Annotated in this window: 9 protein-coding genes, 1 pseudogene and 1 riboswitch; of the genes and pseudogenes, 4 read left to right on the top strand and 6 right to left on the bottom strand. The window is 73.8% G+C overall.

Features of this window, described 5'->3' with window-relative positions:
• Positions 1 to 20 precede the first annotated feature (20 nt).
• From FJK98_RS25045 to FJK98_RS25030, 4 genes and pseudogenes are all read right to left on the bottom strand, one after another.
• Positions 21 to 1,076 carry a hypothetical protein gene (locus tag FJK98_RS25045; RefSeq protein ID WP_145921175.1) on the bottom strand — a complete coding sequence of 352 codons (1,056 nt, stop codon included), beginning with the start codon at positions 1,074 to 1,076 and terminating at the stop codon, positions 21 to 23.
• Positions 1,077 to 1,080: 4 nt separating this feature from the next.
• Positions 1,081 to 1,212, bottom strand: a riboswitch (cyclic di-AMP (ydaO/yuaA leader).
• Positions 1,213 to 1,378: 166 nt separating this feature from the next.
• Complete coding sequence (locus FJK98_RS25040; protein WP_145921174.1) at positions 1,379 to 2,293, bottom strand: cation diffusion facilitator family transporter; 915 nt, start codon at positions 2,291 to 2,293, stop codon at positions 1,379 to 1,381.
• 107 nt (positions 2,294 to 2,400) lie between these two features.
• Positions 2,401 to 4,518 carry an AAA family ATPase gene (locus FJK98_RS25035; RefSeq protein WP_145921173.1) on the bottom strand — a complete coding sequence of 706 codons (2,118 nt, stop codon included), beginning with the start codon at positions 4,516 to 4,518 and terminating at the stop codon, positions 2,401 to 2,403.
• Positions 4,519 to 4,821: 303 nt separating this feature from the next.
• Positions 4,822 to 5,733 (bottom strand): annotated as a pseudogene (locus FJK98_RS25030) (alpha/beta fold hydrolase); the annotation flags it as partial.
• Between the two features lie 285 nt (positions 5,734 to 6,018).
• Between FJK98_RS25030 and FJK98_RS25025 the strand changes: the two are divergent.
• A complete protein-coding gene (locus tag FJK98_RS25025; RefSeq protein WP_240762335.1) occupies positions 6,019 to 6,546 on the top strand; it encodes a carbonic anhydrase in 528 nt (175 codons plus the stop codon).
• A 74-nt stretch (positions 6,547 to 6,620) separates the two neighbouring features.
• Here FJK98_RS25025 and FJK98_RS25020 read toward each other — a convergent pair whose 3' ends face one another.
• Complete coding sequence (locus FJK98_RS25020; RefSeq protein ID WP_088647745.1) at positions 6,621 to 6,950, bottom strand: hypothetical protein; 330 nt, start codon at positions 6,948 to 6,950, stop codon at positions 6,621 to 6,623.
• 354 nt (positions 6,951 to 7,304) lie between these two features.
• Here FJK98_RS25020 and FJK98_RS25015 point away from each other — a divergent pair, with 354 nt between their 5' ends.
• Both FJK98_RS25015 and FJK98_RS25010 read left to right on the top strand, forming a co-directional pair.
• Positions 7,305 to 7,793, top strand: coding sequence for a DUF3145 domain-containing protein (locus FJK98_RS25015; protein ID WP_088647746.1), 489 nt, complete (start codon positions 7,305 to 7,307; stop codon positions 7,791 to 7,793).
• A gap of 352 nt (positions 7,794 to 8,145) precedes the next feature.
• A complete protein-coding gene (locus FJK98_RS25010; RefSeq protein WP_370517092.1) occupies positions 8,146 to 9,867 on the top strand; it encodes a glycoside hydrolase family 3 protein in 1,722 nt (573 codons plus the stop codon).
• 72 nt (positions 9,868 to 9,939) lie between these two features.
• Here the strand turns inward: FJK98_RS25010 and FJK98_RS25005 are convergent, their stop codons facing one another.
• Positions 9,940 to 12,633, bottom strand: coding sequence for a sugar-binding protein (locus FJK98_RS25005; RefSeq protein WP_145921170.1), 2,694 nt, complete (start codon positions 12,631 to 12,633; stop codon positions 9,940 to 9,942).
• A gap of 416 nt (positions 12,634 to 13,049) precedes the next feature.
• On the opposite strand from FJK98_RS25005, the gene FJK98_RS25000 reads away from it, so the two are divergent.
• On the top strand, positions 13,050 to 14,213 hold the full coding sequence (locus FJK98_RS25000; protein ID WP_145921169.1) for an ROK family protein: 1,164 nt from the start codon (positions 13,050 to 13,052) through the stop codon (positions 14,211 to 14,213).
• The last annotated feature ends 30 nt before the right edge of the window (positions 14,214 to 14,243 follow it).

Here is a 14,243-nt window from a genome sequence, read left to right as displayed (position 1 = left end):
TGACGGGCCACCGGGCGGGCTCAGATCATCGACAGGTGCACGTGGTTGGTGTGGTCGCTGGACGGGTCCCCGTTGCCCCCGCTGTACGCCTTCCACCCGCTGCTCGGCAGCCAGATCCGCTTGAACCAGATCACGTAGAGCACGCCGAGCCGGTCGGCGTTGCGGATGAAGTACGCGGCGAGGTTGTTGCCGTACGTCCGGTCGCCGCCACTGGCCACCCCGCCGAAGCCGTTCTTCTGGGCGGCGAAGTCGCACGCCCGGCCCTTGGGGTGTTCCCCGGAACCGCTGGGCCGGTAGCAGGAGACGTACCTGGTGAATCCGGCCGCCTTGGCCTGGTTCAGGGCATTGAGCGTACGCGGGGTGATGCAGCCGTTGGCCGGCGTCGGGTCGTTGACGCTGCACGACTCGGACGGCCAGGAGCCGTCGGAGTTGCGGGGTGCCCCCTTGGCGTTGCTGGTGGAGGTGCCGTCCGAGCTGCCGGAGTCGCGGGAGGTGGGGGCCGGCTTGTCGGCGGCGGCCACCGCCAACGCCCGTTCGGCCTGCTCCTTGCGCTTGCCCATGGTGGCGACCTGCTTGCGCTGTTCGGTGATCTCCCGGCTGACCGCGGCCCGGGTCCGGGTGGCCTGGTCCCGGGTCTCGATCATCGTGCGCAGTTCCTGGTCCTCCCGGGTGGCGACCGTCTCCAGCGCTGCCGCGCGGTCCAGGAAGCCGCTCGGGGTGTTGCTGTTGAGCAGGGCGGACATCGGTCCGAGCCGGCCGGTGCGGTAGGCCGCGCCGGCGATCTCGCCGACCTTGGCGGTCTGCGTGACCAACTGCGACTCGATGGTCTTGAGCTGCCCGTCGAGTTCCTGCTGGCGCTTGGTGGAACGCTCCAGGGCGGCCTTGGCCTCCAGCCAGCCCTTGCTGGCCGCGTCGAGCTGGTCGCGCAGCGCCGGGGTGCCGCCCTCGTCGTCGCCGGGGGCGGCGAGCCGGGTGGTGGGCGCGGCGACGGCCGGGGTGAACGGTGCGGCCGACACGCCCAGGGCCAGCGCCGTGACGACCGCGGCCAGCAGCCGCGTGGTGGTGCGTACGTGCATGCGGATGTCCTTCCGTCAGCCGCCGACCGGGTTAGCTGACGGGTTCGGGACGGAAGATCCCTACCGCTGACGCGGATGCACCCCAGGAACGTGGTTCCCCGGTTCGCCCGGGCGGGCGATTAGGCGGCGGCCTCCGCCTGGCGGAGGCCGGGGCCGAGCCTACCGGTACGCGTGTGACACCTGCCTACCTCGTGACTGAGGGTACGAGAGTGAATACCCTTAAAAGGTGCAAACGGCGCAAATTCCCATGATCTCTGTGCGGGAGTACCCGCAGTGGCTGACCGTCCGGGCCGGGGTGGGGGTCACCAGTGGGCGGGGCCGCAGGCACCGGGGGTCGCCCCGGGCTCGACCTGGAGGGTGGCGTGCTCGATGTGGAAGTCCTCCCGCAGGGCGCCCCGGGCAGCCGCCAGCACCGTGCCGACCTCGGCGTCACCGGCCAGGGTGAGGTGGGCCGAGGCGACGTCCATGCCCGAGGTGAGCGTCCAGACGTGCAGGTCGTGCACCTCGGCGACACCGGGCACGGCGGTCAGCCGGTCGTGCACGGCGGTCACCGGCAGGTGCTCCGGGGCGGCCTGCACCAGGATGCGTACCGCCGCCCGGCCGAGCCGCCAGGTGCGGGGCAGGATGAACACGCCGATCGCCACGGCGACCAGCGGGTCGGCCCACCACCAGCCGGTGCCGGCGATCAGCAGCGCCGCCACGATCACGCCGATCGAGCCGAGCAGGTCGCCCAGCACCTCCAGGTACGCCCCGCGCAGGTTGATGCTCTCCTGGGCGCCCTCCCGCAGCAGGCCGAACGCGACGATGTTGGCGAGCAGGCCGAGCACCGCCACCACCAGCATCGGGCCGGCCAGCACCTCGGGTGGCTCGCCGAACCGGCGGACCGCCTCGATCAGCACGTAGACCGCGACCCCGCTGAGCAGGACGGCGTTGGCCAGGGCGGCGAGCACCTCCAGCCGGTAGAGGCCGAAGGTGCGCTGCGGGTCCCGTGCGGCCCGCCGGGTGGCGGTGATCGCGGCCAGGGCCATCCCGATGCCGAGCACGTCGGTGAACATGTGCCCGGCGTCGGAGAGCAGGGCCAGTGAACCGGTGCCGAAGGCGGCGACCGCCTCGACCACCATGAGTACGGTGAGCAGCCCGAACGCCGCCCAGAGCCGACCCCGGTGCCGGTGCGCGGCGTTGCTCACCGTCGCGCTGTGGTCATGACCTGCGCCCACGTCCACACCTTCCGTCGCCGCTGCGGACCGGATCCAATCTATGCTCACATCGCTATGTATGCAAGTGACGGTCGGACGTTCGGCCAGGTAGGCCGGGTGCCGGTCGGTCAGCCGGTCGGTTCGACGGTGGTGAGGCGCTGGGTCGCCCGGGACAACGCCACGTAGAGCGTCCGTACCCCGGAGCCCGGATCGGCCCGGATCTCGCCGGGGCAGACCAGCACCACCCCGTCGTACTCCATGCCCTTGGCCTGGAGGCTGGTCACCACCTGGAGCCGGGCCCCGCCCCGGCCGCCCAACCAGCCGGCGACCTCGTCCCGGCGGGGCACCGGCGTGATCACGCCGACCGTCCCCGCCACCTCGGCCAGCAACGCGTCCACCGCGTCGGCCGTCGCGCGGGCCAGCTCCGCCGCCGGCACGTGCAACGCCACCGGGTCCACCCCGGTCGAGCGCACCGCGCTCGGCAACTCCAGGTCCGGATAGAGCCGGCGGATCTCCGCCGCCGCCACCGCGAAGATCTCGGCCGAGTTGCGGTAGTTGGTGGACAGCGTGAACCGGTGCCGCCGCCGCCGGCCCAGCGCCTGGTCCCGGGCCCGGTCCAGCTCCGCCTGGTCACCCGTCCAGGCGGTCTGCGCCGGATCACCCACCACCGTCCAGGAGGCCAGCCGACCGCGCCGGCCGATCATCCGCCACTGCATCGGCGAGACGTCCTGCGACTCGTCGACCACCACGTGCGCGTAGTCCCGGTAGTCCTCGGGCCGCTCCCGCGCCGCCGCCCGCGCGGCACGCTGCCGTTCCCCGAAGGTGCTCAGCTCCCGGACCCCGCCGGCGAGCTGGAACGGGTCCCGGCGGGCCTTCTTCGGGCGGACCGGCTGCCCCAGCAGCGCGTCCAGCTCGTCGAGCAGGGCGATGTCGGCCACCGTCAGCCCCTCGGTGTCCAGCGACCGGTACGCCCCGACCAGCAACCCGATCTCCGCCCGGGACAGGACGCCGGCCGCGTACCGGTGCAGCCGCTCCGGCCGGGCCAGCCAGCCCAGCACGTGCCGGGGATGCAGCCGGGGCCACCACGCCTTGAGGAACTCCCGGAACTCCGGCCGCTCGATGATCTCGTCCTCGAAGACGGGCTGCTCGGGCAGGCCGGGGACGGCCAACCGTCGGGCCTGCGCGTACAGCGCGGCGAGCACCCCGTCGAAGCCGACCCGACGGACCTCGTTGCGGCGGGCCCCCCGGTGCAACGCGCGGTCCCGGACGCCGTCCAGCTCGCGCCGCTCCAGACGCAGCAACGCACCCCGGTAGAGCAGCCGCAACTCCGTCGGGCCGTCCGGCACCGCGTCCCGGGCCGCCCGCTCCAGCACCCGACGCATCCGCAGCGACCCCTTCACCGCCGCCACCTCGGGCCCGTCCGTGCGGGTCGCCGACATGCCGGGGAAGAGCGAACCCAGCGAGTGCAGGGTGGCGGTCTCCTCACCCAGCGACGGCAGCACCGAGGCGATGTACTCCACGAAGACCGCCGACGGGCCCACCACCAGGATGCCGCCGCCGGCGTACCGGCTGCGGTCGGCATAGAGCAGGTACGCCGCCCGGTGCAGGGCCACCGCCGTCTTCCCGGTGCCCGGCCCGCCGGAGACGATCGTGACCCCCGAACCGGGGGAGCGGATCGCCTCGTCCTGCTCCCGCTGGATGGTCGCGATGATGTCCCGCATCCCCCGGCCGGTCGCCCGGGACAGGGTCGCCAGCAGCGCCCCGTCGCCCACCACCGGCATGTCCGGCGGGGCGGCCTCCGGGTCGAGCAGGTCGTCCTCGATCCGGGTGACCTTCTCGTCCGAGGAGCTGATCGTGCGCCGCCGCACCACCCCCAGCGGCTCCGCCGGGGTGGCCCGGTAGAAGGCGGCGGCGGCCGGGGCCCGCCAGTCGACCACCAGCGTCTCGGCGTCCTCGCCCCGTACCCCGAGCCGGCCCACGTGCAGCACCTGCCGGTCGCGCAGGTCGAGTCGGCCGAAGACCAGCCCCTCGTGCTCGGCGTCGAGCAGGTGCCGGCGCTGGGCGGCGTGGAAGACCATCGCATCCCGCTCCACCAGCGCGCCGAAGTTGCCGACCCGGGCCAGCCGGTAGCCGTCCCGCTCGGCGCGGGCGGCCGAGCGGCGCAGTTCGGCGAGCCGGGCGTACACCCGGTCGAGATGCCGTTGTTCGGCGGCGATCTCCTGCTCCAGGGTGCTCTGGTCGGTCAACGTACCGCTCCTGTGCGACGGCGACGCCGGGCGCGGGTGCACGCCAGGCGGAATGAGGGTACGGGCAGCCGCCGACCCCACGGCGGGCCGATACCCGTACCGCGACCTCCACCACCTCCGCGCGACCTGCCCGGGGCAGTGGTCGCACGCCCCCACGCACGGGTCGACCCGTCGGGACGCGGCGGCGCGGGGCGTCGGCGCGTCGGCTCAGCGCGTCGTCCGCCCGGCGGACGCCGGGTGGCCCGGGATGCCGGCGGGTGCCCGGTCGCCCGGGGTGTCGACCGGGCGGCGGGGACCGGGCGGCGGACCCGCCGGGGCGGCGGACAGCACCCGGTCGAGCACCCCGGCGAGGGCGGCGTTCACCTCGTCCGGGCGCTCCATCATCAGCATGTGCCCGGCCCCGGGGCAGACGGTCAGCTCGGTGGCCGGCAACGCCGCCGCGATCGACTCGGCGCACGGCGGCGGGGTCAGCCGGTCCCGGTCCCCGACCAGCGCCGCCGCCGGCAGGTGCGCCAACGCGGCGAGGGTGGCCAGCCGGTGCTGGGCCCCGATCGAGGCGCGGAACCCACCTATCGAGCGCAGCGAGGCGCGGGCCACCGCCGAGGTGACCAGCCGGATGTCGGCACCCGAGCAGCGGTCGCCGAACAGCATCCACCTGATGCTCGGGGCCAGGGCGCGCAGCAGTGGACGGGGTGGCCGCCAGGAGCCGCACCGGGCCAGCACCCCCGCCCCGGTGGTCTCGGCGAGCCGGATCAGCCGGGCGATCCGCGGCGACAATCCGTACACGGTGTGGGTGTGCCCCTCGGCGGTGGTGGAGACGAAGACCAGTCCGGCCGTACGGGTGGCGAAGTGGGCGGGGTGCCGGTGGGCGTACTCCATCACGGTCATTCCGCCCATCGAGTGCCCGACGAGCACCACCGGCCCGGCCGGGTCGAGCTCGTCCAGCACCGCCGCGAGGTCGTCGCCGAGCTGGGCCAGGGTCGCCGTGCGCAGCGCCATGCAGCTGGACCGGCCGTGCCCCCGGGCGTCGTAGGTGACCACCCGGACCCGGTCGCCGAAGCGGCTGCGCAGGTCGGTGAGCTGCCGGTGCCAGGCCCGGCCGTCGAGCGTCCAGCCGTGCAGCAGGACCACTGTCACCTCGGCCCCGGCCGGGCCGGTCACCTCGACGTGCAGGCGTACCCCGTCGGGCAGCCGCAACTCCCGCTGATCCGGCATCGCCACCTCCCAGGCACCCGGGACACATTCACCGGCGTAACCCGGCGGTAACACCGGCTACCCGACATCAGACCACGCCAACCGTGTCGGTGAGAAGATTCCCGACCCGCCCGCACACGGCCGGGCCGACGGTCAGGCTGGAGCCATGCCGAGTCCGCCCACCGGGGCCGCCCGGACCCCCGTGCCGCCGCCCGTCGCCGCCGGGCCGCCCCGTGCCGCCCGCACCCCCGGGCGGCGCTGGCCGAGCTGCTCACCGGCAACCGGCGCTTCGTCAGCGGTCGGCCGGTGCACGGGCACGACGTGACCGCCGCCGCGGCCGTGGCCTCCGGCGACCAGCAGCCGTACGCGGTGCTGCTCGGCTGCATCGACTCACGGGTGCCGCTGGAGGCGATCTTCGACCAGACCTTCGGTTCGATCTGCGTGATCCGCACCGGGGGGCACGTGCTCGACCGGGCCGTGCGGGGCTCGATCGAGTACGTGGTGGCGCAGCTCGGGGTGACCCTGGTGATGGTGCTGGGGCACGAACGGTGCGGCGCGGTCGCCTCGACGGTGCAGAGCGTGCGGACGGGACGGCGTCCGGACGGTGACCTGGGCTACCTGGTCGAGCGGATCACCCCGGCGGTGACCGAGGCGGGTCCGCACGACCCGGCCGTGCACCCCCTGGCCGTACGCCGGCACGTGCGCCGTACCGTGCGGGCGCTGCGCGCCGACGACATGCTGGCCGGCCCGGTCGCGGCGGGTGCGGTGGACGTCGTCGGCGCCCTGTACGACCTGGACACCGGCGAGGTCACCCTGCTCGACGACGGGGCCTGACCCGGTGGGCGCAGACGCGGAACCGCCCGCCGGGGTGACCCGACGGGCGGTTCCGGATGTGCTCGGGGGAGGGCTCAGCCCTCGAAGACGCCGGCCTCGACGAGACGCTTCTCGGTCTTGTCCCACCCGTGGTCGGGGTGGGTGGCGGCGAGGTTGCTGATCTCGGCGCGGATCTTGGCGGCGTGACCGGCGGTGGCCAGCGTCCGGATCTCCTCGACGAAGGCGTCGGAGTCGGTACGCAGGTGGGCGGTCTTGCCGTTGGTCAGGTTCCGCACGTAGGCGTGCTTGCCGCCGTTGAGCGGGATGAGGTACTTGAACTCGCCCAGCACGCTGAGGGCGCCACCCTGGCCAGCCTGGCCGGCCCGGACTGACGCGCGCGCGGTCTTCGAGGTGTTGCTCGCCACGGAGATGCTCCTTGCAAGACGTACGGGAGGACGGGGAACGTCCGGGGGCTGTAGCGGGTGACGCCCGGTGGTCGTCTGACGCTCGGTGGTCGTCTGACGCCCGGGTGGGTCGTCGGCCCGCGAAGTGGTGCGACGGCACAGAACCGCCCAGAGAAATATACACGACCACGGTGCCTGGCAGCTCACCGTGCCCGTCGGAGTGCACAACCCGGGTCACCGGTCCGGGTATTTCCCGGCGGCGAATTTTCCGATTCCCTGGCGCACCATCCGTCACAGCAGTCATCATGTGTGGCAACAGCCACTCGGGTGTCGAGGTCGTAGGGGAAGACGCACCTCGCCCTCCGGGAGGTCACCGTGCCAACGCGTGGCGTCGTATACGTCCACTCGACCCCGCTTGCCGTGTGCTCACACGTCGAGTGGGCGATCGCGCGCGTCCTCGCCGCGCCGGTCAACCTGCACTGGACGGCCCAGCCCGTCGATCCCGGCGCCCGCCGGGCCGAGTGCGGATGGACCGGTCGGCCGGGGACGGGTGCCGAGCTGGCTGCTGCCCTGAGGCAGTGGCCCATGATCCGTTTCGAGGTGACCGAGGAACCCAGTACCGGCGCGGACGGCGAACGCTTCATGCACGTGCCCGGCCGGGGCCTGTTCCGGGCCGCGGTGGGCGCGGCCGGCGACATCCAGCTCGGCGAGGACCGGCTGCGCAGCATCATGGCGTCGGTACGCCCGGAGGCTCTCGCGCACGCGCTGGACAAGGCGATGGGCACCGCCTGGGACGCCGAGCTGGAGCCTTACCGCTACGCCGGGGACGGCGCGCCGGTGACCCTGCTGACCCGGGTCGGCTGACCGCGGCCCCGCCGCTCACCCTGCGGGCGGCCCTCGGCAGTCTCGGTGCCTCCTCGGGCGCTGCACCGACGCCGGTCTCCATGACCGCTGCCCTCCCGAAGCACGGTCCCGCAGAGAGCTCTATGCCTGTCCGTCATATTTATGACGGACAGGCATAGAGCTCGCGGAGAAGTTGTCCCGCACCCGAGGCGCACGCCGGGTCGGGCCCGGGTGAATCCGCTCACCCGCACCGGCCGCGCCCCGACCAGGACACGCCCGGGAGCCGGACACCCGGTCGGGGACGGGCACGCCGTGCCCACCGCCTGACCTGGCCGGGTTGCCGCTGATCTCCGGCGCGGGTTGGATGGGCCGGGTGCCGATCTCCCCGCGACGTGCCGGCGTCGCCGTCACCGCCCTGACCGCGCTGCTCGCCTCCGGATGTGCGGGGGAGGGGCAGGCTCCCGCGCCGGTCCGCCCCGAAGCCACCCCGACGGCCACGGCGACCGTCGTCCCGTCCGCCGCCGCCGACCCGGCCGGCCGGGCCGCCGCGCTGGCCGGCACGCTCGGTGACGAGGACCTGGTGGGCCAGGTGCTGATGCCCTACGCGTACGGCAGCTCGGCGACGACGGTGACCCCCGGTTCGGCCGCCGGCAACCAGGCCCTCGCCGGGGTCGACACCCCGGCCGAGATGATCGCGAAGTACCGGCTGGGCGGGCTGATCCTGGTCGGGTTCAGCGCCGACGATCCCACCTCGGGCAACCAGTCGACCACCAACGTCGACAACCCGGCGCAGGTGAAGAAGCTGACCGCCGGGCTGCGCGAGGCCGCCGGGAAGCTGGCCGCCGGCCCGGCGCCGTTCCTGGTCGGCACCGACCAGGAGTACGGCGTGGTCACCCGGATCACCGACGGGGTGACCACGCTGCCCAGCGCGCTGGCCGCCGGGGCGGCCGACGACCCGGCCCGCACCGAGGCCGCCTGGAAGGCCGCCGGCACCGAACTGGCGGCGATGGGGGTGAACCTGGACTTCGCCCCGGTCGCCGACGTCCTGGCCACCCGCAGCACGGTCATCGGCTCGCGGTCCTTCGGCGCCGACCCGAAGCGGGCCGCCGCGCAGGTCGCAGGCGCGGTCCAGGGGTTGCAGAGCGCCGGGGTGGCGGCCAGCGTCAAGCACTTCCCCGGGCACGGGCTCAGCGCCGCCGACTCGCACCAGGAGGTCCCGGTGGTCGGCCAGTCCCGGGCCGAGCTGGACGGCACCGCCTTCCCGCCGTTCCGGGCCGGTATCGACGCCGGGGCGATGGCGGTGATGTCGGCGCACCTCGACGTCACCGCCGTGGACCCGGGCACCCCGGCCACCTTCTCCCACAAGCTGCTCACCGACGTGCTGCGGGGCGAGCTGGGCTTCCAGGGGGTGGTGATCACCGACGGGATGAACATGCCGCCGGCCAAGCGCTACCCGCCGGGCGAGGCGGCGGTGAAGGCCCTGCTCGCCGGCAACGACCTGATCCTGATGACCCCGAACGTCGGCCAGGCGTACGACGGGCTGCTGGCCGCGCTGCGCGACGGCACGCTGCCCCGGGACCGGCTGGTGGCGGCGGTCACCCGGGTGTTGACCATGAAGTTCCGGCTCGCCGACCGGCCGACGCCGGCGATGTCCACGCTCGACAGCGCCCCGCACCGGGCCGCCGCCACGGCGCTGGCCGCAGCGGCGGTCACCCAGCTGCGCGGGAAGTGCGGCGTCGCGGTGTCCGGCCCGGTCACCGTCACCACCTCCGACGGGCGGGACCGGACCCGGGCGGCGCTCACCGCGGCGTTGACCGACGCGGGCGTGCGGGTGGTGGCCAAGGGCGGCACCCGGGTCCACCTGGTCGGCTACGGCGACGGCCCGAAGGATCTCGCCGCCGACGCGGCGGTCACCGTGGCGATGGACACCCCGTACGTGTTGGAGAAGGCGACCTCGCCGACCCTGCTGGCTACCTATTCGTCCAGCCGGGCCTCGATGACCGCGCTCGCCGGGGTGCTGGCCGGCAAGGCCCGTCCGACCGGCCGTTCCCCGGTGCCGCTGACCGGGCTGCCCGCCACCAGCTGCCCGGGCTGACCCCGGACACCGGCGTGGCCGGCCGCCGACGGAGGTCGACGGCCGGCCACGGTCGGCACGGTGCTGGACGGGTCAGTTCAGCGGGACCTGCTGGGCCACGGCCGCGCCACCGGACTCGAAGGCCGCCAGCAGCGACGTCGGGGTGCCCCCGCTGACCGGGACCGTCACGGTGACCCGGTCACCGGCGGCCAGCCGTACGGTGTGCTCGCCCCGCGCCGTGTCGCCGTCCCAGGCGTACAGGTAGGCGGTGCCGGCCCGGTCGGCACGCAGGGTGACCTGCACGCCGTCGGTGACCCGGTGGGCCGAGGTCAGCCGCAGCGCCGAGTTCTTCAGCCGGGGCACGGCGGCCGGGGCCACCCCGTCCACGGCCGACTGGGCGATGGTCTGCGGGCTGTGCACGCTCCGCGCGGCGGTGTCCGGGAACACCGGCTTGCTGGGCTGCCGGGCCGCCGGCTGGTAACCGGGCAGGGTGGCCAGACCGTAGCGGTACGGGTCGGCCCGGACCCCGGTGAAGGTGGACCAGCCCAGCCGGGACTGCGAGCTGAGGTCCTGGGTGTCCGAGTCGTAGACCAGCACGTTGAAGCCCATCCGGGCCGGGTCCACCGCGTCGGGCAGCACCGCGAACGGGATCATCGTCTCGATGGTGTACCCGGTGTACGGGGAGCTGACCTTGCTGACCACGGTCATCCCGGGTGCGGTGGTCGCCCCCGGGCCCTGCCGGTTGTCGGCGTCGCGCTGCCAGCAGGGCGGGTCGCCGTTGGCCGGGTCGTCGGTGATCGGGAAGATGCCGGCCTTGAACGCGGTGGAGGTGTCCGTCGAGTTCCCCTTCGGGTCGACGATGATCTCCACGCTGTCGGTGCGGCGCTGCCGCTTGCAGTCCTGCGGAACCACCTTCTTGCCCAGCACGTCGTCGGTGACCTGGATGATCACCTTCAGCCCCTCGGCGGTCCAGGCGATCCGACCGGTCGCCGAGGCGTCCTGCGCAGTGGTGGCCTGCCCCTCCCAGATGCGGGAGAAGTCCAGCTCCGGGCCGGGGTACTCGCCCGGCGAGGCGACCCCGTCGACGGTGCCGTCACCGGCGCGCGGGACCTCGGTGGTGGGCACGATCTCCAGCGCGCCGGTCTCCACGGTGCTGCCGGCGGCGCTGGTGGTGGTGATGGTGATGCCGTAGTCCCCGTCCGTGCCGCCCTCGTTGGCGGTCGGCAGGGTGGCGTCGGAGTTGGTGACGGTGAAGGTGACCGAGCCGGTCGCGCCGGGGGCCAGCGCGGGGTAGCTCTTGGTGGCCGCGTCGGCGGTGAAGCCGGCCGGCAGGCCGAGGGTGACGGTGCCGTCGCGGCTGACCCGACCGTGGTTGCGCAGGTCGATCCGGACCGACCGCTGCTTTCCGGAGCCGATGGTGAGCACCGGCTTGATCAGGGTGTCCAGCTGCGGGTATCCGCCGTCGCCGGCCCAGTCGCGGAAGATGCCGACCTCGGGCAGCGGCTCCAGGGTGCCGCGTACGTCGGCGACCACCCGGACGGCCCGGTCGGTGCGCCCGACACCCTGGCGGGTGGTCAGGGTGGCCCCGATGAGCTGCTGCTGATTGGTGTCGGCGTCGGCCGGGACGGTGACGGTGAACTTCCGGGTCCGCTCCTTGCCCGACGGCACGTCGTTGTTGAGCACGCCGGAGCCCTTGGCCTTCCAGCCCGCCGGCAGCCGCAGGTCGATCCGGGGCTTGACCAGGGCACGGTTGTGCGGGGCGCGCAGGTGCGCAGTGACCTCGACGGTCGAGCCGGGGGCCAGGTCGAACCGGTCGGTGGTGAGGTACAGCTCGGTGCCCTTGGGCAGGCCACCGGTCGCCGGCGGCAGCACCGAGCCGCGCAGGATCGCCTCCGGGGAGGTGTCCGCCGGGTCGTACGGGACGCGGCTGTCGACCAGGGTGTAGAAGTCGCAGCGGATCCTCGTCGGGTCGGTGGGGGCGGCGGCGGTGCCGGCCCAGCCCTGGGTGACGTACTCCCGGCGGGCGTCCACCTCGATCTCGGCCCAGGTCTTCCCGCTGGCGCTCGGGGTGCCCTCCCAGACGCCGAAGACCTGGTCGGTCGGGACGGTCGGGGTGAAGCTGGTCGCGCACTGCGGGCCGGCGGCGGAGCTGCCGGTGCCGCCGGTACGTAGGAACTTCGCGGCCCGGAACGGGGTGAGGCCCTCGGCGCTGAGCTGCTCGGGGAACGCGTTCGGGTCGGCGGCGGCGTGGAACGCCTCGGCGGCGAACCGGGCGGCCTGCTGGTGGTTGCCGTGGTTGCCCGGGGTCGGCGACGGGTTCATCGTCATGATGATCTCGGGCTTCGTCGTCCGGATCACCCGGACGATCTGGGCCAGGGTGTCGTCGTGCCCCCAGATCTGCTCGGACAGCGGGGCGGAGGCGGTGTACCAGAAGTCGACCCGGTCGAGGTTGTAGAGGTTCTCCACGCCGGCCTTGCCGATCGCGGTGCGTTCCTCCCGCTCGCGGATGATGCCCAGCGGCGGGCCCTCCTCCAGGCCGACGGCGTTGCCGCCGCCCTCACCCCGGGTGATGGTGACGACGCCGGCCTTGGCGCCGTACTTCTCCTTCCACTGGCCCAGGGTGGCGAGGCTGCCGGCCTCGTCGTCGGGGTGGGCGCTGACGAAGAGCACGTCGAGGTCGACGGCCTTGGCGGGGCGCACGTCGGCCGGGGCGGCGACGGCGGTGGCGGGCGCCCCGGCCACGGCCAGGGCGAGTGCGGTGGGTAGCAGGAAACCCTTGATGCGCATGCAGATCCTTCCGGGACCACGATGTCCGGGCAGCGACCGTCCGCGTCGGACGCTGGGCGTCGGACGCGGGGTCGTCGGTGGACGGTGAGGCGGCGGGAACGGGAACGGTGGGCGTCGTCGGACGCGGTGCACCGGGTACGGCAGCGGTACGGGTTCCGTACACACTGGAAGGCCTTCGCCCGGTGACGCTAGGGACCAGCGCGGCGGCACGTCAATGCTTTGGAAGGTATTTCTTCCTTTGCAGAAGAAATAAAGAGGGTGGTGTCCGGGATGTCCTACGGTGCGCCGGAACGGTGACCCGAACCCGCCCAACGCTTCCAATTGCGGACGTTTTTGCTGCTCCGACGGTCTGAGGTGGCCCGGCTGAGACGGACTTGTTACTTGACTCTTTAATTCGTTCGCCGTAGGAAGGAAGTGTGACAGACGTGGTGACGCCACCAACGAGCCCGGTGAGCCGGGAGCGGTCGAAGGAGATCAAGCGGCTTTCCGTGATCTCCACCGCCCGCCAGGTCCGGGTGCTCTCCCGGGCCGAGCTGACCGAGCTCACCGGCCTGAGCCCTGCCACGCTCACCCCGCTGGTGCGGGATCTGATCGCCGAGGGATACCTGATCGAACGCGGTCCGGGCACCTCACGGTCCGGCCGCCCCCGGGCGATGCTGGAGTTCAACCCCCGCGCCGAACTGGTCGCCGCCGTCTCGCTGGAGCCGTCGAGGATCAGCTGCGAGATCGCCGACAGCGACGGCGCGGTGGTCGCCCACCGCGCGGTCCGGCTGACCGGCGACATCGTCGACACCATCTGCCGGTCGGTGCCCGAACTGGCCGGCGACGGACTGCCCGCGCTGTGCGGGGTGGCCATCGCCGCGCCCGGCGTCATCTCCGGCGGCGCGGTCCGGCTCGCCCCCTCGGTCGGCCTGATCGAGGGCCGCCCGATAGGGGAGTCGGTCCAGCGGACGCTCGGCGTGCCCGTGGTGGTGGACAACGACGTCAACCTGATGGCGGCCGGCGAACACGCCGCCGGCGCCGGCACCGACGTCGCCGACCTGCTGCTGCTGCACGTCGCCGACGGCATCGGCGCGGGCCTGGTGCTCGACGGCCAGGTCCGGCGGGGCGCCCGGGGCGCGGCCGGCGAGGTCGGTTTCCTGCCGCTGGACCCGGCCGACCGGGGACACGACGGGATCGGCCCGTTCGAGGCGCGCTGGTCGGAGAACGCGATCGCCGAGCGGGTGGTCGCGCTGGCCCCCGGCCGCCGCCCCGACTCGCCGGTGCGCGCGCTGGTCGAGCTGGCCGCCGACGACCCGCGCGCCGCCGGCTACCTCGACGAACTGCTGCACGCCTGGTCCCGGCTGATCGTCTCCTGCGTCTGCGTGATCGACCCGGGGCGGGTGCTGCTCAGCGGTGCCGCCGCCGAACTCGACGACGCCGCCGTCGGCCGGCTCCAGGACCTGGTCACCGCCGCCGCACCCAGCACCACCGAGGTACGCCGGGCCGTGCTCGGCGACCGGGCGGTGCTGCACGGCGCGGTCAGCTACGCCCTCTCGGCCGCCGCCGCCGGGCTGCCCACCCTGTTGCCAGCCCCTTGACCTGCTCGAACCGCTGATTCTCCCGCCCAC

Origin of the sequence: Micromonospora sp. HM134 (assembly GCF_007833915.1) — a bacterium.
Classification (GTDB): Bacteria; Actinomycetota; Actinomycetes; order Mycobacteriales; family Micromonosporaceae; genus Micromonospora; species Micromonospora wenchangensis.
This window is presented reverse-complemented; position numbering and strand designations above follow the sequence as displayed.